This is a genomic window from Streptomyces sp. NPDC047017 (genome assembly GCF_040644175.1).
Lineage (GTDB): Bacteria > Actinomycetota > Actinomycetes > Streptomycetales > Streptomycetaceae > Streptomyces.
Map to the genome: position 1 here is coordinate 19,593 of NZ_JBEYVW010000025.1, position 22,921 is coordinate 42,513.

19 protein-coding genes are annotated in these 22,921 nt (G+C 74.9%); 7 read left to right on the forward strand and 12 right to left on the reverse strand.

Annotated features, from left to right (window positions below; genetic code table 11):
* Positions 1-7 precede the first annotated feature (7 nt).
* Genes ABZ858_RS32450 through ABZ858_RS32465 form a run of 4 tightly spaced genes read left to right on the forward strand, consistent with a single transcriptional unit; the run spans position 8 to position 4,207 of the window.
* Positions 8-1,075, forward strand: a complete 1,068-nt coding sequence (locus ABZ858_RS32450) for an ABC transporter permease (RefSeq protein WP_361386841.1) — start codon at positions 8-10, stop codon at positions 1,073-1,075.
* Entirely contained in the window at positions 1,072-2,112 is a 1,041-nt protein-coding gene (locus ABZ858_RS32455) for an ABC transporter permease (protein ID WP_361386844.1), read from the forward strand. Before ABZ858_RS32450 ends, ABZ858_RS32455 begins: the two co-directional genes overlap by 4 nt.
* Positions 2,109-3,164 (forward strand): ABC transporter ATP-binding protein, encoded by a 1,056-nt coding sequence (locus ABZ858_RS32460; RefSeq protein ID WP_361386847.1) that lies wholly within the window; start codon positions 2,109-2,111, stop codon positions 3,162-3,164. The genes ABZ858_RS32455 and ABZ858_RS32460 overlap by 4 nt, the downstream gene beginning before the upstream one ends.
* A complete protein-coding gene (locus tag ABZ858_RS32465) occupies positions 3,161-4,207 on the forward strand; it encodes an ABC transporter ATP-binding protein (protein ID WP_361386850.1) in 1,047 nt (348 codons plus the stop codon). Before ABZ858_RS32460 ends, ABZ858_RS32465 begins: the two co-directional genes overlap by 4 nt.
* 106 nt (positions 4,208-4,313) lie before the next feature.
* Here the strand turns inward: ABZ858_RS32465 and ABZ858_RS32470 are convergent, their stop codons facing one another.
* From ABZ858_RS32470 to rimP, 9 genes are all read right to left on the reverse strand, one after another.
* Positions 4,314-5,270, reverse strand: coding sequence for a bifunctional riboflavin kinase/FAD synthetase (locus ABZ858_RS32470; protein WP_361386853.1), 957 nt, complete (start codon positions 5,268-5,270; stop codon positions 4,314-4,316).
* Positions 5,271-5,492: 222 nt separating this feature from the next.
* Complete coding sequence (locus ABZ858_RS32475) at positions 5,493-9,650, reverse strand: trypsin-like peptidase domain-containing protein (protein ID WP_361386856.1); 4,158 nt, start codon at positions 9,648-9,650, stop codon at positions 5,493-5,495.
* A 311-nt stretch (positions 9,651-9,961) separates the two neighbouring features.
* On the reverse strand, positions 9,962-10,867 hold the full coding sequence (truB, locus tag ABZ858_RS32480; RefSeq protein WP_361386859.1) for a tRNA pseudouridine(55) synthase TruB: 906 nt from the start codon (positions 10,865-10,867) through the stop codon (positions 9,962-9,964).
* Positions 10,864-11,331 (reverse strand): 30S ribosome-binding factor RbfA, encoded by a 468-nt coding sequence (rbfA, locus tag ABZ858_RS32485; RefSeq protein WP_361386862.1) that lies wholly within the window; start codon positions 11,329-11,331, stop codon positions 10,864-10,866. The genes truB and rbfA overlap by 4 nt, the downstream gene beginning before the upstream one ends.
* Before the next feature lie 95 nt (positions 11,332-11,426).
* Positions 11,427-11,723: a DUF503 domain-containing protein gene (locus ABZ858_RS32490; protein ID WP_361386865.1), complete on the reverse strand. Its 297-nt coding sequence runs from the start codon at positions 11,721-11,723 to the stop codon at positions 11,427-11,429.
* Positions 11,724-11,909: 186 nt separating this feature from the next.
* Positions 11,910-15,002: a translation initiation factor IF-2 gene (infB, locus tag ABZ858_RS32495; RefSeq protein WP_361386868.1), complete on the reverse strand. Its 3,093-nt coding sequence runs from the start codon at positions 15,000-15,002 to the stop codon at positions 11,910-11,912.
* Positions 15,003-15,151: 149 nt separating this feature from the next.
* On the reverse strand, positions 15,152-15,448 hold the full coding sequence (locus tag ABZ858_RS32500; protein WP_361387134.1) for a YlxR family protein: 297 nt from the start codon (positions 15,446-15,448) through the stop codon (positions 15,152-15,154).
* 148 nt (positions 15,449-15,596) lie between these two features.
* Positions 15,597-16,607 (reverse strand): transcription termination factor NusA, encoded by a 1,011-nt coding sequence (nusA, locus tag ABZ858_RS32505; protein WP_361386871.1) that lies wholly within the window; start codon positions 16,605-16,607, stop codon positions 15,597-15,599.
* A 2-nt stretch (positions 16,608-16,609) separates the two neighbouring features.
* Positions 16,610-17,119: a ribosome maturation factor RimP gene (gene rimP / locus ABZ858_RS32510; protein WP_361386874.1), complete on the reverse strand. Its 510-nt coding sequence runs from the start codon at positions 17,117-17,119 to the stop codon at positions 16,610-16,612.
* A gap of 197 nt (positions 17,120-17,316) precedes the next feature.
* Here rimP and ABZ858_RS32515 point away from each other — a divergent pair, with 197 nt between their 5' ends.
* The 3 genes from ABZ858_RS32515 to ABZ858_RS32525 all read left to right on the forward strand — a co-directional run bounded on the left by ABZ858_RS32515 (position 17,317) and on the right by ABZ858_RS32525 (position 19,375).
* The gene (locus ABZ858_RS32515; RefSeq protein WP_361386877.1) at positions 17,317-17,898 is read left to right on the forward strand and encodes a hypothetical protein; all 582 of its coding nucleotides are present in this window, start codon (positions 17,317-17,319) and stop codon (positions 17,896-17,898) included.
* Positions 17,895-18,371: a ferritin-like domain-containing protein gene (locus tag ABZ858_RS32520; RefSeq protein ID WP_361386880.1), complete on the forward strand. Its 477-nt coding sequence runs from the start codon at positions 17,895-17,897 to the stop codon at positions 18,369-18,371. The genes ABZ858_RS32515 and ABZ858_RS32520 overlap by 4 nt, the downstream gene beginning before the upstream one ends.
* Before the next feature lie 101 nt (positions 18,372-18,472).
* Positions 18,473-19,375 (forward strand): aminoglycoside phosphotransferase family protein, encoded by a 903-nt coding sequence (locus tag ABZ858_RS32525; RefSeq protein ID WP_361386883.1) that lies wholly within the window; start codon positions 18,473-18,475, stop codon positions 19,373-19,375.
* Positions 19,376-19,559: 184 nt separating this feature from the next.
* Here ABZ858_RS32525 and ABZ858_RS32530 read toward each other — a convergent pair whose 3' ends face one another.
* The 3 genes from ABZ858_RS32530 to ABZ858_RS32540 all read right to left on the reverse strand — a co-directional run bounded on the left by ABZ858_RS32530 (position 19,560) and on the right by ABZ858_RS32540 (position 22,902).
* The gene (locus ABZ858_RS32530; RefSeq protein ID WP_361386886.1) at positions 19,560-21,260 is read right to left on the reverse strand and encodes a proline--tRNA ligase; all 1,701 of its coding nucleotides are present in this window, start codon (positions 21,258-21,260) and stop codon (positions 19,560-19,562) included.
* A 105-nt stretch (positions 21,261-21,365) separates the two neighbouring features.
* Positions 21,366-21,953 carry a GNAT family N-acetyltransferase gene (locus ABZ858_RS32535; protein ID WP_361386889.1) on the reverse strand — a complete coding sequence of 196 codons (588 nt, stop codon included), beginning with the start codon at positions 21,951-21,953 and terminating at the stop codon, positions 21,366-21,368.
* A 100-nt stretch (positions 21,954-22,053) separates the two neighbouring features.
* Complete coding sequence (locus ABZ858_RS32540; protein WP_361386892.1) at positions 22,054-22,902, reverse strand: GNAT family N-acetyltransferase; 849 nt, start codon at positions 22,900-22,902, stop codon at positions 22,054-22,056.
* Positions 22,903-22,921: the final 19 nt, after the last annotated feature.

Genomic DNA, 22,921 nt, shown 5'->3' on the forward strand with positions numbered 1-22,921 from the left:
GGCGGGCGTGGCCGCCGGGCCGGTGGTGTCCGAGCCGGCGGACGCGGGCGCGGGCTCCGGCCCTGCGGGCGCGGGGCGGTCGGCGCGGGCGCGCGCCCTGGCCGGCTATCCGCGCTACGTGGCGGGCAAGCTGGCCGGCGCGGCCGTCTCGCTGCTCGCGGTCCTCGTCACCAGTTTCTTCCTGTTCCGGCTGATCCCGGGCGACCCGGTGAAGTTCATGACCGGGGGCCGCCCGGTCTCGGCCCAGCAGATCGCCGCGTACCGGCGGGAGTTCGGCCTCGACCTGCCGGTGTGGCGGCAGTTCACGCAGTACTGCGGCAAGGCGCTGACCGGGGACCTGGGCACCTCGTACCAGTTCCATGTGCCCGTCCTCGACAAGATCACCGAGGCGCTGCCGAACACGCTGCTGCTGACCGGTACGGCCTTCGTGCTCTACACGGCGCTGGGGATCTTCCTCGGCACCCGTTCGGCGTGGCGGCACGGCCGGCTCGGTGACCGGCTCAACACCGGGCTTGCGCTGACGCTGTACTCCATCCCGTCGTTCTGGCTGGGCCTGCTGCTGATCGTCGTGCTGTCGGTCGGCGTGGGCCCGGTGCCGGGGCTGTTCCCGACCGGGGGCATGGAGTCGGGCGGCAAGGAGGGCTTCGCGTACGTCCTGGACGTCGTCCACCATCTGGTCCTGCCGGTGGTGACGCTGGTGGCGGTGGAGTACGGGCAGACGCTGCTGGTCACGCGGTCGGCGCTGCTGGACGAGATGGGCGGCGACTATCTGACGACCGCGCGCGCGAAGGGGCTCAGGGACGATCTCGTACGGCGCCGGCACGCCGTGCCGAACGCGCTGCTGCCCACCGTGACCCTGATCTTCGTCAATCTGGGGCGGACGGTCGCCGGGGTGATCCTCGTCGAGACGGTGTTCTCCTGGCCGGGGCTCGGCGGGCTGTTCTACCAGGCGCTGAGCGTGCCCGATCTGCCGCTGGTGCAGGGGCTGTTCTTCGTCTTCGCCGCGGCGGTGATCATCATGAACACCCTCGCCGACCTGCTGTATCCGCTGCTCGATCCGAGGGTGGGCCGATGACCGCCGAGACCACCGGCACCGCTGACTCGCCCGACTCGGCCGGAGCCGCAGGGGCCGCAGGGGCCGCAGGGGCCGCCGAGGGCGCCGGGGCCGGTGCGGGACCCGGTGCCGGTGCGGGACCCGGTGCCGGTGCGGGACCCGGTGCGTCCGGTCCACGCGCTCTGGCGTGGCAGCGGCGGCGGGCCTCCGCCGCGCGTTTCTGGCGGGAGTACCGCCGGCATCGGGCAGGCGTGTTCGGGCTCGCCGCGCTGGTGCTGTTCGCGCTGGTCGCGCTGACCGCGCCGCTGACCGTCGGCTCCGACGTGTCGAGCGTGACCGACGCGCCGGGGCAGCCGTTGCAGGGACCCAGCGGGCACTTCCCGCTGGGCACCGACCAGTTCGGGCGGAACCTGCTGGGGCTGGTGATCTGGGGCTCGCGGGTCTCGCTCCTCGTGGGGCTGCTCGCGGCCGTGCTGTCGGTGGCGATCGGGGCGCTCATCGGGATCACGTGCGGGCACTTCCGCGGCTGGTACGCCACGGTGATGATGCGGGTCACCGACTGGTTCCTGGTGATGCCGACGCTGGTGCTCGCCATCGCGCTGGCGACCGTCCTGTCCCGTTCGCTGGGCACGGTCGTGCTGGCGATCGGCGTGACCACCTGGCCCACCACGGCCCGCCTGGTGCGGGCGCAGACACTGGCGGTGGAGTCACGGCCGTACATCGAACGCGCCAAGGCGCTCGGCGGCGGCCACTGGCACATCATGTCCCGGCATGTGCTGCCCAATGTGATGCCGCTGGTCCTCGCGCAGACGACCCTGATCATCTCCTCCGCGATCCTGGCCGAGGCGACGCTCGCCTTCCTCGGGCTCGGGGACCCGACCGTGGTGTCCTGGGGCGGCCTGCTCCAGGACGCGCGGGAGGCGGGCGCGGTCAGCTCCGGCGACTGGTGGTATCTGGTGCCGCCGGGCATCGCCATCGCGGTGGTCGCGCTGGCGTTCACGCTGTGCGGGCGTGCGGTGGAGGCCGTGCTCAACCCGAGGCTGGGGGTGGCGCGTTGAGCCTGCTCGACGTACGGAACCTCGAAGTGACCTATCCCGGCGGCGCGGCGGCCGTGCGCGGGGTCGACCTGTCCCTCGCCGCGGGCGAGAAGCTGGGTGTCGCGGGCGAGTCCGGCTGCGGCAAGTCGACGCTGGCGCTGGCGCTGCTGCGGCTGCTGCCGGCCGGGGCCCGGATCGGCGGGGAGATCCTGCTGGACGGCGAGGACGTGCTGACGATGAAGTGGGGCCGGGTGCGGGCGGTGCGCTGGGCGGGGGCGTCGATCGTCTTCCAGGGCGCGATGCACTCCCTCAACGCCGTGCACCGCGTCGGCGACCAGATCGCGGAACCGATTCTGCTGCACCGCCGGGCGACCCCGGCGGGCGCCCGGAAGCGGGCCGGTGCGCTGCTGGAGCAGGTCGGGCTGCCGGCCGCGCGGGCGTCCGCCTATCCGCACGAGCTGTCGGGCGGGCAGCGGCAGCGGGTGATGATCGCGATGGCGCTGGCCTGCGATCCGCGGCTGATCGTCGCCGACGAGCCCACCACCGCGCTGGACGTGATGATCCAGGCGCAGATCCTGCGGCTGATCGAGGCGCTGGTGAGCGAGCAGGACGTGGGCCTGATCATGATCAGCCATGACCTCGCCGTCCTCGCCGACACCTGTGACCGGCTCGCGGTGATGTACGCGGGCCGGGTGGTCGAGGAGGGCCCGGCGCGGCAGGTCTACGAGGACGCCCGCCACCCGTACGGCAGGGCGCTGTCGGGGGCGTTCCCGAGGATCGGTGACCCGGGCTCGCGGTTCGCGCCGCGCGGGCTGCCGGGTGATCCGCCGGACCCGGCGGCGGTGCCGTCCGGGTGCGCGTTCCATCCGCGCTGCCCGGTCGCGCTGGACGTGTGCGCCGCCCAGGACCAGGTGCTGCGGGGGGCGGGCGCGGGCCGGCGGGCGGCGTGCGTGCACGTGGACGGGGACGGGGGTGGGGGCGGAGGCGGAGACAGCCACGGGGAGCATGGCCGAGCCGTGTCCGGTGGCATCGCGTCCGCGCCGGACGAGGAAGTGGGGAGCAGTACCGCATGACGACCACCACGCCGCCGCTGCTGAGCGTCGAGGGCCTGCACGTCACCTTCCCCGGCCGGCACGGCGGGCCGGCCGCCCGGGCCGTGGACGGGGTGGACCTCGACATCCGGCCGGGCGAGATCGTCGCGCTGGTCGGCGAGTCGGGGTGCGGCAAGACGACGCTGGCCCGCTCGCTGCTCGGGCTGGTCCCGCCGACCGCGGGCCGCGTCACCTTCGACGGGGCCCCGCTGAACCGCTCCGCCCGCGCGCTGAAGGCGTACCGCAAGCGGGCCCAGCTGATCCTCCAGGACCCCAGCGGCTCGCTCAACCCGCGGCACACGGTGTACGACGCGGTGGCCGAGGGCCTGCGCATCCACGGGTACCCGGGCGACGAGCGGGCGGCGGTGGCCGGGGCGCTGTCCCGCGCCGGGCTGCGCCCTCCCGAGCGCTTCTTCCTGCGTTATCCGCACGAACTGTCCGGCGGTCAGCGCCAGCGGGTCGTCATCGCGGGCGCGCTGGTCCTGGAACCCGAACTGCTCGTCGCCGACGAGCCGGTGGCGTCCCTGGACGCGTCGGTGCGCGGCGAGATCCTGGCGCTGCTGCTGCGGCTGCGCACCGAACTCGGCCTGGCCGCGCTGGTGGTGACCCACGATCTGGGCCTGGCCTGGAACATCGCCGACCGGGTCGCCGTGATGTATCTCGGCCGGATCGTGGAGACCGGCGAGGTGGAGCAGGTGCTGACGGCGCCCCGGCATCCGTACACCCGGGCCCTGCTGTCGGTCCTGCCGGAGGCCACCGGCGCTCCGGTCGTCCTCACCGGTGAGCCGCCCGATCCGTCCCGCATCCCGGGCGGCTGCCGTTTCCACGCCCGCTGCCAGGTGCTGGCGAGCGGCGAGGCCGGGCGCGCGGGCGTCGCGGACGCCTGCCGCGGCCAGGACCTGCCGGTCCTGAACGGCGGCGCCCAGGCCCAGGTCGCCTGCCACTGGGCCCTGACGGAGCAGGAGGCGGAGGCGGGGACGGGGACGGGGGCAGCGGGGGGTGCGGCGGCGGTGCCGCCGGGCTGAGCCGACGGACCCAGCGGCTCGGGTGCGCGGTGTCGCGCGCGGTACGCGGTGTCGCGCGCGATACGCGGTGTCAGGCGCGGTGCGCGGGACAGGCGCGGTGCGCGGGTCAGGCGTGCCGGATGTCGGCCACGAGGATCTCGCGGCACTTCTTGACGTCCTCGGCCATCGTTTCGAGGAGGGCGTCCAGGGAGTCGAACTTGGCCTGGCCGCGCACGAAGGCGACGAAGTCGACGGCGACGTGCAGCCCGTACAGGTCGAGGCCGACACGGTCGATGGCGTACGCCTCGACCGTGCGCTCGGTGCCGTCGAACTGCGGGTTCGTGCCGACGGAGATCGCGGCGGGCATGATTTCGCCCTGGGCGTGCAGATAGCCCGCGTAGACGCCGTCGGCGGGGATCGCGGTGTGCGGGAGCGTCTCGACGTTGGCCGTGGGGAAGCCCAGCTCGCGGCCGCGCTGGGCGCCGCGGACGACCACGCCCTCCACGCGGTGCGGGCGGCCGAGGATCTCGCGGGCGCCCTTGACGTCGCCCTCGGCGACCAGCCGCCGGGTCAGGGTGGAGGAGAACGGGTCGCCGCCGCCCGCCTCACCGCTGACGTACAGGTCGACGACCTCGACCTCGAAGTCGTAGAGCTTGCCCTGCTCGGCGAGGAACTCCACGTTCCCGGCGGCCCGGTGGCCGAAGCGGAAGTTGGGGCCCTCGACGACCGCCCTGGCGTGCAGCCGGTCCACCAGGACCTTGACCACGAACTCGGCCGGAGACAGCTTGGAGAACTCGGTGGTGAAGGGCAGCACGAGGACCGCGTCCACGCCGAGGCCCCCCATGAGTTCGGCGCGGCGGTGGTGCGGGGCGAGCAGCGGCGGGTGGCTGCCGGGGCGGACCACCTCGCTGGGGTGCGGGTCGAAGGTGACGACGACGGCGGGGACGCCCAGCTCACGGGCGCGGTTCACGGCGTGCTCGATGATGAGCTGGTGCCCGCGGTGGACCCCGTCGTAGGAGCCGATGGTGACGACGCTGCGTCCCCAGTCCTGGGGGATGTCCTCCAAGCCACGCCAGCGCTGCACTGTGACCGCTCCTCGTCGAACCCGTGTCCGTATGCCTTGGTTGCCTTGCTGCTGTGTCCGCAGGTCTAAGGGTGCCATGTCCCGCGTGCGCCGCCCGCATCGGCATGGGAGCTGTGACCGGGCGCACGTGCCGGACGGCGGGCGGAGGCCGCCGGGCGGGGAGTGCCGGGCGGCGGGCGGCGCCCGGGCGCGCGTCGGGCGGGCGTGTCAGGCGGGCGGGCGTCAGACGAGGACCGGCGCGCCCGCCAGGTTCTCGATGGTGCGGCGGGCGCCGGGGCCCACCACTCCGGCCCACTCGTGCGGGGCCTCGGCCAGCCAGCCGGCCATGCGGGCGGCGAGGCCGGGGAGGTGCCGGCCCAGTTCCACGAGGGGCCGGTCGAAGGCGGCCGTGCCTTCCGGGGTACGGGCGAGCCGCAGGCCGACGCGGCGGACGAGGTGGCGCAGGTCCTCGTCGGCGCTGGGGGCGGCGGCGCGCAGCACCGCCTCCAGGACGGCCGGGTCCTCCTCGCGGGCGAGCAGGAAGTCGAGCAGTTCGCGGCGCAGCGCGCGGGCGGACGCGGCGGCGCCGGGGGCCGGGCCGTCCACCGGGGCGGGTCCTCTCCCCCAGGACCCGGGCGCGGCGAGCAGGCCGCCCAGCGCTGCCCGCAGTTGCGCCGGACCGCCCTCCAGCAGGCCGGTGACCAGGGGGAACAGCACCGCGCGGGCCGATGCGTCGCGCAGTCGCCGTTCGGTGCACGCGGCCAGGTCCGCGGCGGTGTCCGGCCGCCGCGCCACCGCCGCGCCCAGGACGGCGGCGACCCGGCGGGCGAGCGCGGGGGTGGTGGCGTCGACGAGGACGCGCAGGGTCCGCGCGGTGCCGGGGCCGCGCCACAGCCGCTCACCGAAGGCGGCGAGGACCGCTTCGGGGTGGGTGGTGAGGGCGGGGGCCAGGGCCGTGGGCGGGAGGTGGGCGTCGCCGGTCGCGAAGTGGCGCAGGGCCCTCGGCAGATGGTGGGCCCGGGTGTGCGGGTCCGCGACGAGGAGGGCGAGCGCGCCGCCGTGCGCCGCGGTGCCGGCGGGGCGGGCGAGCACGGCGACGGCGGCGCGGCGCAGCAGGTCGCGGCCGGTCTCGGCGCGGGTGTGCGGGGTGGTGCGCAGCGCGTACGCCATCGCCGTGGCCCGGCGCTCGGGGCGTTCGTCGTGCGCCCACCGGTGGACGGCCCGGCACAGTGCGGCCGGTTCCTCCTCGGCGAGCACCGCCAGGAGTTCTCCGGCCCGGGGGTGCGGGCAGCCGGCCAGGGTCTCGACGAGGTCGTCGGGGGCGTGACCGCGGTGTGCGTAGAGCAGGGCCTGCGCGGCGGTGGCCATGGTGGCGTGCGGGGCGGCGGGCAGCGGCCGCTCGTCGTCGAACCAGCCGGTGAGGTGCGGCTGTACGGCGCGGGGGTCCGCGAGGAGAAGCTGCGCGACGGCGTCGAGGTACCGGGGCGGGCGCGGGGCGCGGGACGGGGAGGTAAGGGGGGTGCGGGACGGGGAGGGAAGCGGGGTGCGGGTCTGGGACGGAAGCGGGGCGCGGGTCTGGGCCGGAAGCGGGGCGCGGGTCTGGGCCGGAAGCGGGGTGCGGGTCTGGAGCGGCGGCGCGAGGGGGCTCGGTACGGAGCCGAGGTCCGGCGAGCTTCCTGGTTCCCGCAGCTCCCCCGCTTCCCTCGGGTCCCCTTGGCCGCCCATGTCTCCCGGGTCGCCCATGTCTCCCGGGTCTCCCAGGTCTCCCAGGTCTCCCAGGTCTCCCGGCCCCTGTGCCGGATCGTCCGTGACGAGGAGGCGGCGCAGCAGGTCGCAGCGGTCGGTGGCGGGCAGGTGGAGCGTGGTCCAGAAACCGGGTCCGAAGCCGTGCGGCACGGGCAGGCCGCACTCGCGCCAGACGCCGACGCGGTCCGCGAGCAGCCGCAGCACCCCCGCGTACGGCCGGGCGTCGGGCACCCGCAGCAGGACGGCGGCGAGCAGCCGGGACGCCCACCAGGAGTGCGGGTCGCCGTCCAGGGCGCAGATCAACTCCTCCAGCCGGACGGCGAGCCGGCGCGTGCCGTGCTGGCGGGCCAGCAGGAGCAGGGCGTGCACGACGGGGCCGATGCGGTGGTGCGGGACGGGCAGCGGCCGGTGCGGTTCGCCCGGGACGTGCCGCCGGTGCACCAGGACGCGCAGGGCTTCGTCCAGGTCGAGGTGGGTGCCCTGGAGCCAGTCGGCGAGTTCCTCGTGGGCGAAGCGGTAGCCGTCGCCGGCCGGGACGAGCAGGCCCTCGGCGAGGACGGCGTGCGCCCAGCCGGTGCCGCCGCCGAGGCGGGCGGGGGCGGGTCCCCAGGGGAACACCTCCTCGAAGGTCGCCCGGTCCAGCTCTCCCCGTCCGGGGCGCAGGCTGCGGCGGGCGGCCTCGTGCACCTGTCCGCAGACCCGGGCGGCGAGGCGGCGTACGGCGGTGCCGCGCAGGTCGTTCTCGGCGGCGAGGCGCACGGCGACGCGCAGGCACATCAGGTCCAGGTGGGCCGCGAGGACGTCGCAGCGGTCGAGCCCGGGGCGCCCGGGAACGCCGGGGCCCTCGGGATCACCGGGCCCGCCGGTGCCCGTCGTCGCGCTCCCGTCGCCCGCCGGGAGCGCGGGCGCGGGACGGACGGGCAACTGGCGGGAGGACCCGGGCAGGGCCGCGCGCACCTCCGCGAGGAGGCGGAGCGTCAGGGGGTGGCGGGCGTCGGCGTCGGTCAGCACGCCGTCCGGGATGCCGTACCGGGCACGGGCCTCGCGCGCCTCCTCGGGCGGGAGGTCGCCCAGCCGCAGGCAGGGCGGCAGGTGGGCGCCGCGAACGTGGGCGCAGGAGCGCGCGCCGGCGCAACGGCAGGCGGCCGGTGTGTGCAGCAGCTCGGGCGGGAACAGCGCGCCCGCGCCCTCCCAGTACTCCTCCCGGCACGCCACCACCAGCCGGGCCCCGGTGCCGCGCAGCCAGCGCGCGCTCGCCTCGGTCCACTCGGCGAGCCGGTGGGCGAGCGCGGGGGGCATCTCCTCGGGGCCGTCGACCAGGATCAGCAGCGGCCGGCCGTGGGCGCGGGCGAGGCGGGCGGCACGCTCCGGGGTGAGGTCGGCCAGGACCGTCGGCAGCGGTTCCCGCGCGGCCGACACGATCCGGGCGGCCCGGTCCAGCGCCCGGCCGGCCGCGTCCGCGACCGAGGCGTCGGCGCCGTCCAGGTCGGCCCCGCGCAGCCACAGGGTGGGCGCGGGCGCGCTCCCCCGGGCGCGGCGGGCGGCCAGCGCCGCGAGTTCGGTGGTACGTCCGCTGCCGGGCGCCCCCACCAGGCCGAGCACGGCCGCCCCGCCCTCGGTGAACGCCTCCGCCTCGCGCACCACGACGGCCCGTTCGACCGGGCGAAGGACGGGACGGGGGGCGGGGACGGCGGTGGGAGGCACCACGGTGAGGCCGGCCGGGACCCGGCCCGCCGCGTGGGCCCGGCCGCGCGGCGGCACCGGGACCAGGGCGGGAACCGGGACCGAGGACGGACAGGCCGCGACGCCGGTGGGGCCGGAAGCCCCGGCGGCGGGCACAGGCAGAGGCCGGAGCGCCTCGGCCGCCGGGCGGGCCGTACGGTCCGGCAAAGCTCCCCGGGGGCCGTCCTGGGCCAGTGCGGTGGCGGTGAGTTCGAGGACGCCGGCCAGGTTGAGGTCGGGGCCGTAGGCGGGGACCGTGGCCGCGTTGCGGACGAGCAGGCCGGCCAACGCGTCCGCCGCGCGGCCGGAGTCCTCCCGGACGGTGCCGGGGACGGGCAGCGGCACCGCGAAGGCCGCGTCGCGCCCGTCGCACCGCAGTGCCGTGCCGAGGACGGCGACCACGGCCCCGGTCGACGGGTCCAGCACCGGTCCCCCGGCCGCCCCGCCGCCCGGCCGCAGGGCCTCGCGGCCCGCCGTGCCGATCGCCAGCTCCAGGGCGCCGTCCAGCTGGTGGTGGCCGTCCGCGGCCGGGTAGGTCACGGCGGCCTCGCCCAGCACCCGGGCCTCGCGCCAGCCGCCGGCCGGGATCCGAACGTAGCCGCCCGGCGCCACGCCGTTGCGCGCGGTGACGGGCAGCGGCTCCACGCCGAGGCCCTCGGTGCGTACGAGGGCCAGGTCGAGGGCGGGCAGCGGGGTCACCGCGTCGGCGGTCACCACGCAGGTGCGGCCGCCGCCCGCGCCCGGCGCGTGCAGCACGAACCGGGCGAGGCCGGCGACGGCCTCGTGGCTGGTGATCACCGTGCCGTCGTGGTCGGCAGCGAAACCGGTGCCGCGGGGGCGTCCCGCCGGATCGCGGACACGGACCAGGGCGCTGTCCAGGCGGCGGTCCCGGGCATCCGCCCCGGCGCGCTTCCGCGCGTCCCGTGCTGCCATGGCCGGACCTCCCCGCGTACCGCACCGCACCGCCGTACCGCCGTACCGCCGTGCCATGTCCTCTGTCGCCTGTCGTCTGCCGTCGACGTTCTCTGTCGTCTGTCCTCGACGGTAGGCGCGGGTTGATCAGCGGGAAAGATCGCGGGGCCAACGCGCCCCCTCACGCCCCCCGGGTTCACTCCGAGCGCCCGCACGGTCGGGTGAATGGCGGGCGGCGGCTGGATAGACCCTGGGGGTGGGGGAACCGAGGGGGGACCGTGGAGCGGCGGATGGGGCAGTCCCCGTGGCCGCCGCTCCACGGACAGCCTCGGTCAGGCGAAGACGGCCAGGCTCTTGGCCTTGCCCCGCTCCGCCTCCACCAGCGCGAGCAGGCGCCCCGTCGGGTCGAAGACGGCGACGGAGCCGGCGCCCGCGTACTCGTCGGGCATCTCCAGGCGTACGCCGTTGGTGAGCAGCCGGGCGCGCCGGGCGTCGACGTCCCAGCGCGGGAAGGCGGCGGAGGCGGCCTCGGCGACCGGCATGACCGTCAGCTCCTGCTGGAGCTGGTCCAGCGTCCGGGCGGCGTCCAGCTTGTAGGGGCCGACGCGGGTGCGGCGCAGCGCCGTGAGGTGGCCGCCGACGCCCAGGTCGGCGCCCAGGTCACGGGCGAGGGCGCGGATGTAGGTGCCGGAGGAGCAGACCACCGAGACGACGAGGTCGAGCACGGGGCTGCCGTTCTCGGCGACGGCCTCCCGGACGTCGTACACCGCGAAGGAGGAGACGCTCACCGGCCGGGCGGGGATCTCGAACTCCTCGCCCTCCCGGGCCCGCTTGTACGAGCGCACGCCCTTGATCTTGATGGCGCTGACCTTGGAGGGCACCTGCATGATGTCGCCGGTCAGCTTGGCGACGGCGGTGTCCACGGCCTGCCGGGTGATCCCGGAGGCGTCGGCGGAGGAGGTGATCTCACCCTCGGCGTCGTCGGTGATCGTGTTCTGGCCGAGCCGGACGGTGCCGACGTACTCCTTCTCGGTCAGCGCGAGGTGGCCGAGGAGTTTGGTGGCCCGCTCCACACCGAGGACGAGGACCCCGGTCGCCATCGGGTCCAGGGTGCCGGCATGGCCGACGCGCCGGGTCTTGGCGATCCCGCGCATCTTGGCCACGACGTCGTGCGAAGTGAAGCCCGACGGCTTGTCGACGATGACGAGGCCGTCGGGCGGGGTGGGCTTGCTGGTCATTCGGTGGTGTCGTCCGTCTCCTCGGCCTCGGCGCCGTCCTCGGCACCCGGCTTCCTGTACGGGTCCGCGCCACCGGCGTACGCGGCGCCCGCGGACGCCTCGCGCACCTGGGCGTCGGACTGGCGCGCCTTGTCGAGGAGGTCCTCGATGGTCCGGGCGGTGTCCGGGAGGGCGTCGGCGACGAAGGCGAGGGTCGGGGTGAACTTCACCCCGGCCGCGCGGCCGACCTCGGAGCGCAGGATGCCCTTGGCGCTCTCCAGTCCGGCGGCCGCGGCCTGCCGCTCCTCGTCGTCCCCGTAGACCGTGTAGAAGACCGTCGCCTCCCGCAGGTCGCCCGTGACCCTGGTGTCCGTGATGGTGACGTGCGAACCGAGCCGCGGGTCCTTGATCCCGCGCTGCAGCTTCTGGGCCACCACCTCTCGGATGAGGTCCGCCAGCCTCTTCGCCCGCGCGTTGTCGGCCACTGGTCCGTCTCCCGTTCTTTTCGCTACTACGTTCTGTGGTGTGGTGCGGCGCGGTCCGCCGCGTGCCGGTCCGCGCCGGTCCGCGTCAGTCCGCGTCAGTCATCGTTCTCGCCGTGGAAACGCCGTCTGACGGACAGCAGCTCCACCTCGGGACGGCCGGCGACCAGCCGTTCGCACCGGTCGAGCACATCGGTCAGGTGCGCCGCGTCACCGGACACCGCGGCGAGGCCGATGAGGGCCCGCCGGTGGAGGTTCATGTGGTCCACCTCGGCCGCGCTCACCGCGTACTTGCGCTGGAGCTCGGCGACGATGGGGCGGACGACGGAGCGCTTCTCCTTCAGCGAGTGGACGTCGCCGAGGAGGAGGTCGAAGGACAGAGTCCCCACGTACATGTGTGTCCGGGTTGCCCGCCGGTACGGGATCGATGGTCCTGCCGTCGATACGGGCAGGGACATCAAGAACGGTACCGCGATCCTGCCGGTGGCTCGACGGGGTTTCCTCCGTACGCGCCCCGGCACACGCCGCACCGGCCGGCGGGACCAGAGTCCCGCCGGCCGGTGCCGAGCCGCCGTGGGATGTTACACCCGCGGCTTCTCGCGCATCTCGTACGTCGCGATGACGTCGTCGACCTTGATGTCGTTGAAGTTTCCGAGGTTGATGCCGCCCTCGAAGCCTTCCCGGATCTCGGTGACGTCGTCCTTGAAGCGACGCAGACCCTCGATGTTGAGGCTCTCCGCGATGACCTTGCCGTCGCGGAGCAGGCGCGCCTTGGTGTTGCGCTTGACCTCGCCGGAGCGGATGAGGACACCCGCGATGTTGCCCAGCTTGGACGACTTGAAGACCTCGCGGATCTCCGCCGTGCCCAGCTCGACCTCTTCGTACTCCGGCTTGAGCATGCCCTTGAGGGCCGCCTCGATCTCCTCGATCGCCTGGTAGATGACCGAGTAGTACCGGACGTCCACACCCTCGCGCTCGGCCATCTGCTGCGCACGGCCGACCGCGCGCACGTTGAAGCCGATCACGATGGCGTCGGAGCCCATCGCCAGGTCGATGTCGGACTCCGTGACCGCACCGACGCCGCGGTGCAGGACCCGGATGTCGACCTCTTCGCCGACGTCGAGCTGGAGCAGCGAGGACTCCAGGGCCTCGACGGAACCGGAAGCGTCACCCTTGATGATCAGGTTCAGCTGCTGGACCTCGCCGGCCTTGAGCACCTTGTCCAGGTCCTCAAGGGACACGCGGCGCGTGCGCTTGGCGAACGCGGCGTTGCGCTCGCGGGCGGCGCGCTTCTCCGCGATCTGGCGGGCCGTACGGTCCTCCTCGACCACGATGAAGTTGTCACCCGCGCCCGGGACGTTGGTCAGGCCCAGGACCTGGACCGGCGTCGACGGGCCGGCCTCGGCGACGTTGTTGCCGTTGTCGTCGAGCATGGCGCGCACGCGGCCGTAGGCGTCGCCGACGACCATCGTGTCGCCCACGCGGAGCGTGCCGCGCTGGACCAGGACCGTGGCGACCGCACCGCGGCCGCGGTCGAGGCGGGACTCGATCGAGATGCCCTGCGCGTCCTGGTTCGGGTTGGCCCGCAGGTCGAGCGAGGCGTCCGCGGTCAGGATGACCGCTTCCAGCAGGTCGTCGATGTGCAGACCCTGCTTGGCGGAGATGTCGACGAACATGGTGTCGCCGCCGTACTCCTCGGCCACCAGGCCGTACTCGGTCAGCTGACCGCGCACCTTGGTCGGGTCGGCGCCCTCGACGTCGATCTTGTTGACCGCGACCACGATCGGCACGTCGGCCGCCTTGGCGTGGTTGAGCGCCTCGACCGTCTGCGGCATGACGCCGTCGTTGGCCGCGACGACCAGGATCGCGATGTCGGTCGACTTCGCACCACGGGCACGCATGGCGGTGAACGCCTCGTGACCCGGGGTGTCGATGAAGGTGATCGCGCGGTCCTCGCCGTTGACCTCGGTCGCGACCTGGTAGGCACCGATGTGCTGGGTGATGCCGCCGGCCTCGCCCGCGATGACGTTCGTCTTGCGGATGGCGTCGAGCAGCCGGGTCTTGCCGTGGTCGACGTGACCCATGACGGTGACGACCGGCGGGCGGACGACCAGGTCCTCCTCGGTGCCCTCGTCCTCGCCGAACTCCAGGTCGAAGGACTCCAGCAGCTCGCGGTCCTCCTCCTCCGGGCTGACGATCTGAACCGTGTAGTTCATCTCGCCGGCCAGGAGGTGCAGCGTCTCGTCGGAGACGGACTGCGTGGCCGTGACCATCTCGCCCAGGTTCATCATGACCGCGACGAGCGACGCCGGGTTGGCGTTGATCTTCTCGGCGAAGTCGGTGAGCGAGGCACCGCGCGACAGGCGAATGGACTCGCCGTTGCCGCGAGGCAGCATCACGCCGCCGACCGACGGGGCCTGCATGGCCTCGTACTCCTGGCGCCTCTGCCGCTTCGACTTGCGACCGCGACGCGCCGGGCCGCCGGGACGGCCGAAGGCACCCTGCGTGCCACCACGGCCACCGGGACCGCCGGGACGGCCGCCAAAACCGGGACGGCCACCGCCGCCACCGAAGCCGCCGCCACCACCGGGGCCACCGCCACCGGGACGGCCGGCGAAGCCGCCACCGCCACCGGGACGACCGCCGCCGCCACCGCCCGGACGGCCGGCGAAGCCGCCGCCGCCACCGGGACGACCGGCACCGCCGGGACGGCCGGCGCCGCCCGGACCGCGGCCGCCGGGGCCACCGCCGGGACGCGGGCCGGCAGCGGGACGCTGCGGCATCATGCCGGGGTTCGGACGCGGGCCGCCGGGACGGGGACCGCCCGGACCGCCCTGCGGACGCGGCATCGAGCCCGGGGTCGGGCGCGGGCCGCCGGGACCCTGCGGACGCGGACCGCCGCCCTGGGCGCCGGGCGCCTGCGGACGGGGGCCGCCGCCGGGAGCACCGGGACCGCCGGGCCGCTGGCCCTGCGGACGGGGCGCCTGCGGGCGCGCCATGCCGGTGGAGCCACCGGAGGTGAAGGGGTTGTTGCCCGGACGCGGACCGGCCGGACGGGCACCCGGACGCGGGGCCTGGCCACCGGGACGCGGGGCACCCTGGCCCGGACGGGCCTGGCCCTGGCCGGGACCGCCGGGACGGCTGCCGCCGGGCTTGGGAGCACCGGGACGGGCGCCGCCGGGGCGCGGACCCTGGCCGGCGGCCGGGGACGGAGCCGGGGCCGACGGCGGAGCGGTGAACTCCGGAGTGGCCGGCGCCGCGGGGGCCGGACGGGGGGCGGGCTTGGGACCCGGCACCGGACGCGGGCCGGGAGCGGCCTGCGCGGGAGCCGAGGGAGCCGCGGGCGTCTGCTCCGCGGCGGGCCTGGGGGCGGCCGGCGGCTTGGGAGCAGCCGGACGGTCCCCCACCGGCTTGACGCCGTGGGAGGTGCCCCCAGCCTGCGCCGGGGAGGGCGCCGCGGGCCTGGGGGCGGCCTTCTTCGGGGCACCCGGCTTGGCGGACCTGCCGCTGCCGTTGCCCTGCTGGAAGGCGTCTGTCAGTTTGCGTACTACGGGCGCCTCGATCGTCGAGGATGCCGATCGGACGAATTCACCGAGTTCCTGGAGCTTGGCCATGACGGCCTTGCTCTCCACACCGAACTCCTTGGCGAGTTCGTATACCCGGACCTTAGCCACTTCGCTCCTTTGAGGTCCGGGTTGCGTCCGGACCGTCGCTAGTTCATGGGCGTACTCATCGCGTACTCATCGAGTGCTCATCGCAATCTCGACCTGCTTTCGACTCGCGAGGTACCAGGCCGCGCAGGGGGTTCCGCGCGGCATGCTTCTTACCGTGTCGCCTGTTCGGCAACTGTCGTCCGCTCGACGTGGTGGCGCAACGCCTTTGTGTCGAGCGCTCCCGGGGCGCGCAGCGCCCGCGTGAACGCCCGGCGCCGCACCGCCTGGTCGAGACAGACCAGGGCGGGGTGTACGTACGCACCCCGGCCGGGCAGCGTACCGCGAGGATCGGGGGCGCACTCGCCCTCGATCGCCACGATGCGCAGCAGATCCGTCTTGGCCGCTCGCTCCCGGCACCCCACACAGGTGCGCTCAGGGCATGCTCGGGCCTGCGTCCGGCCAGACACCGTCAAGTCTACCTCCCCGCGCGCGCCTCACCCCTTCGGGGCGTGGTGCGAACAGTCGCCGTACCCAAACCTGTCGTGATCTGAGCGGCCCGCGGTCCGGATCTATTCCCCGGACCGCCCCCGGACCGCTCCCGGACCGACCCCGGGACTACTCGCCCGCCCGCTCCCGGACCTGCTCGCCGGCCTGCTCGGTGTCCGGGCGGATGTCGATGCGCCAGCCGGTGAGGCGGGCGGCCAGGCGGGCGTTCTGGCCCTCCTTGCCGATCGCCAGCGACAGCTGGTAGTCGGGCACGGTCACCCGGGCCGACCGGGCCGCCAGGTCCACGACCTCGACCTTGGAGACACGGGCCGGGGACAGCGCGTTCGCCACCATCTCCGCCGGGTCGTCGGACCAGTCGACGATGTCGATCTTCTCGCCGTTCAGCTCGCCCATGACGTTGCGCACCCGGCCGCCCATGGGGCCGATGCAGGCGCCCTTGGCGTTCAGGCCCGAACGGGTGGAGCGCACGGCGATCTTCGTACGGTGACCGGCCTCACGGGCGATCGCGGCGATCTCCACCGAGCCGTCCGCGATCTCCGGGACCTCCAGGGCGAAGAGCTTCTTCACCAGATTGGGGTGGGTGCGCGAAAGGGTGACGGAGGGACCGCGCACGCCCTTGGCCACCCGGACGACGTACGAGCGCAGCCGGGTGCCGTGCGGGTACGTCTCGCCGGGGACCTGCTCCTGCACCGGCAGGATGGCCTCCAGCTTGCCGATGTCCACGAGCACGTTCTTCGGGTCGCGGCCCTGCTGGACCACGCCGGTGACGATGTCGCCCTCGCGGCCGGCGTACTCACCGAGCGTCGCGTCGTCCTCGGCGTCGCGCAGCCGCTGCAGGATGACCTGCTTGGCGGTGGTGGCGGCGATACGGCCGAAGCCGGACGGGGTGTCGTCGAACTCGCGGGGCGCCTGGCCCTCGTCGAGGTCCTCGGGGTCCTCCTTCGCCCACACGGTCACGTGCCCGGTCTCCCGGTTCAGCTCCACGCGCGCGTGGCGGCGGCTTCCCTCGGTGCGGTGGTAGGCGATGAGGAGGGCCGACTCGATCGCCTCGACCAGCAGGTCGAAGGAGATCTCCTTCTCCCGGACCAAACCCCGCAGGGCGCTCATGTCGATGTCCACGGCTACGCCTCCTCCTCTTCCTTCATGTCCTTCTTGTCCTTGCGGTTGAACTCGACCTGCACGCGCGCCCGGTCCACGTCCGGGAAGGCGACCCGGCGGGCGGTGGCCTTGCGGCCCTTGACGCCCGGTACTTCGAGGTCCAGTCCTTCGTCGTCGACCGCGACGATCCTGGCCACCAGCTCGCCGCCCTCGGCCAGCTGGAACCGCACCAGGCGGCCGACGGCGCGCACGTAGTGGCGGTGCTGGGTGAGGAGGCGCTCGGCACCCGGGGTGCCGACCTCCAGGGTGTACTCGCCCTCGCCCATCGCGTCCGTCTCGTCGAGCTTCGCCGAGAGCGCGCGGCTCACATCGGCGATCGCGTCCAGGTCGGCCCCGGCGTCGGATTCGACGACGACGCGCAGCACGCGCTTGCGCCCGACGGAGTCCACGGCGATCTCTTCGAGGTCCAGTCCCTCCGAGGTGACCAGCGGTTCCAGCAGTTCCCGCAGCCTCTCGCTCTGGGTGGTGCTCATCCGGGTGACTCCTCGGCCGCGTGTGCTGTTGTGGGACGGTTCGCGTGTCTGGTCAAAGGGTATCCGGTCCCAGGGGGTGTTGCCGTCCACCTGGTCGGGGACGGTGCCGCTGAGTCGCGTCCGGGGGGCGCGCGGGTACGGTGATCACGGGCGAGCCGCCCCTCCGCTCCGTACATCCGCACCCGAGGACGTCTGCCGTGCCCTTCCCCCCCTCCCCGCGGGCCGACTCGGGCCCGCGCCGAAGAAGTCTGCTCGCGTCGGCGGCCGGGGCCGCCCTGCTCGCGGGCTGCTCCGCCGGAACCGACGACTCCGGCGCCGGCGGCGGTACACCGGTCGCCGACCGGGTGCGCGCCGCGGCGGCCGGGGACAGCCAGGAGCTGGTACGGCGCTACGACGCCGTGCTCGCCGCGCATCCGGCGCTGGCGCCGCGGCTGGGGCCGCTGCGGGCCGAAGTGGTGCGGCACGCGGCCGCGTTCGGCGCCGCGGGCACGGCGTCGCCCGCCGCCTCCACCACGCCGCCGGCGGCCACGGCTCCCACCGCGGCGGCCGGTGCGACGCCCGGCGCGGCTTCCGGGGCGACGCCCGGAGCGACGGGACCGGGCGGCCTCGCGGCGACCGAGAAGGACGCGCTCGCCGCGCTCGCCGCCGCGGAACGCTCGCTCGCCGACCGGCGCGCGGCCGCCCTGCTCCAGGTGCCCGGTGAACTGGCGCGGCTGCTGGCCTCGGTGGCGGCGGCCGGGGCGGCGCACGCGTACCTGCTGACGGAGGGTGACAAGTGAGCGAGGCGGCACAGCGGGAACTCCAGGCGCTGCAGGCGGCGCTGGCGGCCGAGCACGCGGCCGTGTACGGCTACGGCGTCGTGGGCGGGCGGGTCCGCCCGGAGCGGCGTGCCGAGGCCCGGGCGGCGTACGACGCCCACCGGGCCCGGCGCGACGCCCTGGCGCGCGAGGTACGGGACCTGGGCGGCACGCCGGTGGCCGCGTCGGCGGGGTACGCGCTGCCGTTCGCGGTGCCGGACGCGGCCGCCGCCGGGCGGTTCGCCGCGGAACTGGAGGACCGGGTGGCCGGGGTCTACTCCGACGCGGTGCGGGCCTGCGCCGGGCAGCGGCGCGAGGAGGCCGCCGGGGCGCTGCGCGAGGCGGCGGTCCGGGCGGTGCGCTGGCGCGGGGGGAGCGTAGCCTTCCCTGGTCTCGCCGAACGGTCCGGTGCCGGTACGCCGTCGGCGGCGCCCACGGCGACACCGGCGGCGTAGGCCGCCCGCGCGACGGGGCTCGGCCGTACGCGGACGCCGCACTCGGACGCCGCACGCAGACAGGGAACGCGTCCGCGCGTCCAGGAAGGAACGACTCGCGCATGGCTTTCGAACCGCCGCAGCGGCTGGTGCGGGCGCTCGGTGAGACGGCACCGGACGGTGCCGCGTGGCTGGAGCGGCTGCCCGCACTGGCCGCGGCGGCCGTCGAGGCGCGCGAGCTGACGGTGGAGCGGGTGCAGGTGCCCGGTGGGCGCAGCAGCCTGGTGGTGCTGGTGCGGACGGCGGACGGCACGCCGGCGGTGCTCAAGCTGGCCCCGCCGCGGGCCCGTCCGGCCGGTGAGCGGGCGGCGCTCGCGCACTGGGGCGGGCGGGGCGCCGTACAACTGCTGGAGCCGGCCGGGCCGGACGCGGGCGGGCTGCTGCTGGAGCGGCTGCACCCGGACGTGTCGGTGCGTTCGCTGCCGGAGGCGCGGGCGCTGCTGGAGGCGGCGGGCACGCTGCGGCGGCTGTGGGTCGAGCCGCCGGACGGGCATCCCTTCGAGACGGTCGCCGAGCGGACCGGGCGGCAGGCCGAGGCGATGCGGGCGGCCGCCGACGCCGATCCGGAGACGGCACCGCTGGTGGAGGCGGCGCTCGCCGCCCGCGACGAGCTGCTGGCGGCGCCGCCCGAGCGGCGGCTGCTGCACGGCACGTTCCGGCAGAGCAAGGTGCTCGCCGGCGACCGGATGCCGTGGCTGGCCGTCGGTCCCGACCCGGTGGTCGGCGAGACCGCCTTCGACCTGGCCCGGCTGGTCCGCGACCGGGTCGAGGACCTCATCGCCTCCCCGTCCGGCCCGGCCACCACCCGCCGCCGCGTCAAACGGCTCGCGGAGTCCCTGGAGGTCGACCGCGAGCGGCTGCGCGGCTGGACCCTCTTCCGCGCCGTCGAATCCGGCACCCGGGCCCGCCGCGTGGGCCGCCCCCAGGACGCGGAACTCCTCCTGGAATTCGCCGGGTGGCTCTGAGGGGGGGGCTTGTCCTGCGGGGGCTTGTCTGCGGGGGCTCGTCCCGCGGGGGCTCGTCCCGCGGGGGCTCGTCCCGCGGGGCCGGTGGCCTCCGGGCGCGCTCGCTTGCCGGTCCGGAAACGGACCACCCCGCCCGCGCGGTACCGGCCGGAGCCGGTGGTGTGTCGGGCGGGGTGGCCGGGGATCACGCCGTGAGGCGGGTGAGGGCTTCCTCGACCGGCAGTTCCTCGCGTTCGCCGGTGCGGCGGTCCTTGAGTTCGACGATGCCCTCGGCGGCGCGGCGGCCGGCGACGAGGATCTTGGGGACGCCGATGAGTTCGGCGTCGGTGAACTTGACGCCCGGGGAGACGCCGGCGCGGTCGTCGACGAGGACGCGGACCCCGGCGGCGGCCAGCTTGCCGGAGACGTCGAGGGCGAGTTCGGTCTGAAGTGCCTTGCCCGCGGCGACCACGTGCACGTCGGCCGGGGCGACCTCCGCGGGCCAGATGAGGCCGTGCTCGTCGGCGTGCTGCTCGGCGAGGGCGGCGACCGCGCGGGAGACGCCGATGCCGTAGGAGCCCATGGTGACGCGGACCGGCTTGCCGTGCCGGCCGAGGACGTCCAGCTTGAGCGCGTCGGCGTACTTGCGGCCGAGCTGGAAGATGTGGCCGATCTCGATGGCGCGGTCCAGCTTGAGGCCGGTGCCGCACTTGGGGCAGGGGTCGCCCTCCTGCACGACGACCACGTCGACGTACGCGTCGACCTCGAAGTCGCGGCCGGCGACCACGTTCTTCGCGTGCGTGTGCTCCTTGTTTGCGCCGGTGATCCAGGCCGTGCCGGGGGCCACCCGCGGGTCGGCGATGTACGTGACCTTGTCCAGGCCCTGCGGGCCGACGTAGCCGCGGACCAGATCGGGGCGGCCGGTGAAGTCCTCGGCGGTGACCAGTTCGACGGCGGCCGGGGCGAAGTGCGCCTCCACCTTGTCGAGGTCCACCTCGCGGTCGCCGGGCACGCCCACGGCGACGATCTCGCCGTCCACCTTGACCAGGAGGTTCTTCAGGGTGGCGGAGGCCGGGACGCCGAGGGAGGCGGCCAGGGTCTCGATGGTGGGGGTGTCGGGGGTCGGGATCTCCTCGGCGGCCGGTACGGCGGAGCCGTCCACCGGGGCCGGCTCGTAGCTGATCGCCTCGGTGTTGGCGGCGAAGTCGCAGTTCGGGCAGTCGGCGAAGGTGTCCTCGCCGGCCTCGGCCGGGGCGAGGAACTCCTCGGACTTGGAACCGCCCATCGCGCCCGCGGTCGCCGCGCAGATGCGGTAGTCCAGGCCGAGGCGCTCGAAGATCCGCTGGTAGGCCTGGCGGTGCAGGGCGTAGGACTCGGCGAGGCCCTCGTCGGCGGTGTCGAAGGAGTAGGAGTCCTTCATCAGGAACTCGCGGCCGCGCAGGATGCCCGCGCGCGGCCGGGCCTCGTCGCGGTACTTGGTCTGGATCTGGTACAGGATGACCGGCAGGTCCTTGTAGGAGGTCGCCTGGTCCTTCACGAGCAGGGTGAAGATCTCCTCGTGGGTGGGGCCGAGGAGGTAGTCGCCGCCCCTGCGGTCCTTGAGGCGGAACAGCTCGCCGCCGTACTCGTCCCAGCGCCCGGTCGCCTCGTACGGCTCCCTGGGCAGCAGCGCGGGCAGCAGCACCTCCTGCGCGCCGATCGCGTCCATCTCCTCGCGGACGATCCGCTCGACGTTGGCGAGGACCTTCCTGCCCAGCGGCAGCCAGCTCCAGATGCCCGCGGCGGTGCGGCGGACGTAACCGGCGCGGACCAGCAGCTTGTGACTGAGGACCTCGGCGTCGGCCGGGTCGTCGCGCAGTGTCTTGGCCATCAACTGGGACATGCGCTGGACCGGTGCGTTCGCCATGGTTCTCGTACTCCTGCCGATGGTGGTCCCCGCGCCCGGGGAGACCGGGTGGGGGGAGGTGTTGGCTAGGAGGTTAGCCGGGCGGGCTGGGCCGGTGGAAATCGGTTAACGGCCGCGTCGCGCGGGGCGGCGCAGCGGCAGTGGGGCGCCCATCACGGCGTACGGCTTGGGGGCGCTGGGGAAGTGGACCAGCCGGGCGAGGTCCACATAGCCGAGGGAGTGGTAGAGGCCGCGGGCCGGGCTGTCGGTGTCGATCGCGGAGAGGATCGAGCGGGTCTCGGCGGCGGCGTCGGTGACAGTGGTGATCAGGGCGCGTCCGACGCCCCGGTTCTGGTGGCCGGGGTGGACGTGCAGCTCGGTGATCACGAAGGAGCCGTCGAGCCAGTCCTCGTGGCCGCCGGCGCGCAGGTAGGGCTCGACGACGGTGGACCACCAGTGGGTGCGGTCGTTGGGCATGCCGTAGACGAATCCGGCGAGCCGTCCGGAGGCGGTGGTGGCGCCCAGCGCGCGGGCGCCCGGCGTGGTCATGTGGCGCAGCACGATCTGGCGGCGCACGGCGACCTCCTCGGCGCCCAGTCCGAAGGCGACGGCCTGCACGGCGAGCGCCTCGTCGACCCGGGCCGCCAGGTCCAGGGGGCCGATCACGATGTCGTCGCAGCGGCCGCCGGGGCCGTGACCGGGAAAGAGCGCCATGCCGGGGAGACTACCCGGACCGCACCGGCCCCAGAACGTCACCTCGGCGCAGCGCGTCCGGAGCGGCGCGTTCGGAGGGGCACGGTTCTGAGCGGCGCGTTCAGAACAGCACGCTGGTGAACGCCCCGACCTCCTGGAAGCCCACCCGCTGGTAGGTGCGCCGGGCCGGGGTGTTGAAGTCGTTGACGTACAGGCTGACCACCGGGGCGACGTCGGCCAGCGCGTACCGCAGGACCGCCGCCATGCCGGGGGCGGCCAGGCCGCGGCCCCGGTACTCCGGGGCGACCCAGACGCCCTGGATCTGGCAGGCGCGGTCGGTGGCGGCGCCGATCTCCGCCTTGAACATCACCTTGCCGTGCTCGTCGATGCGGGCGAAGGAGCGGCCGGAGCCGACGAGTTCGGCGACCCGGGCCTGATAGAGCAGGCCGCCGTCGCCGGCCAGCGGGGAGATGCCGACCTCCTCGGTGAACATCGCCACGCACGCCGGCATGATCGTGTCCATCTCGTCCTTGCGGACCCGGCGGACGTAGGGGTCCGGAGCGATGTCCCCGGGCATCCGGTCGGTGACCATGAGCGGCTGGTGGGCGCGGACCTCGCGGGCCGGGCCCCAGTGTGGTTCCAGCAGTTTCCACAGCAGGCCGGTGGCCTCGGCCGGGCCCACGATGGAGGAACAGCGGCGGCCGGCCCTGCGGGCCCGGTCGGCGAAGCCGCGTACGGCCCTGGGGGTGGCGCAGATCGGGACCAGATTGGCGCCCGCGTAGCACAGGGACGTGAGCACGCCGCCCTCGTACCAGCCCCACATCTCCCCGCCGAGCCGCCAGGGGTCGAGCCCGGCGATCCGGACGCGGGCGGTCACGAAGGCGTTCGTCACCGGCTCGCGGTCCAGGACCGCGAGCGCGGCGTCGAGGTCGCTCGGTTCGAGCACGCGTGAGGTGGTCTGAGTCAACAAGTGCGGGGGCCTCACCCTG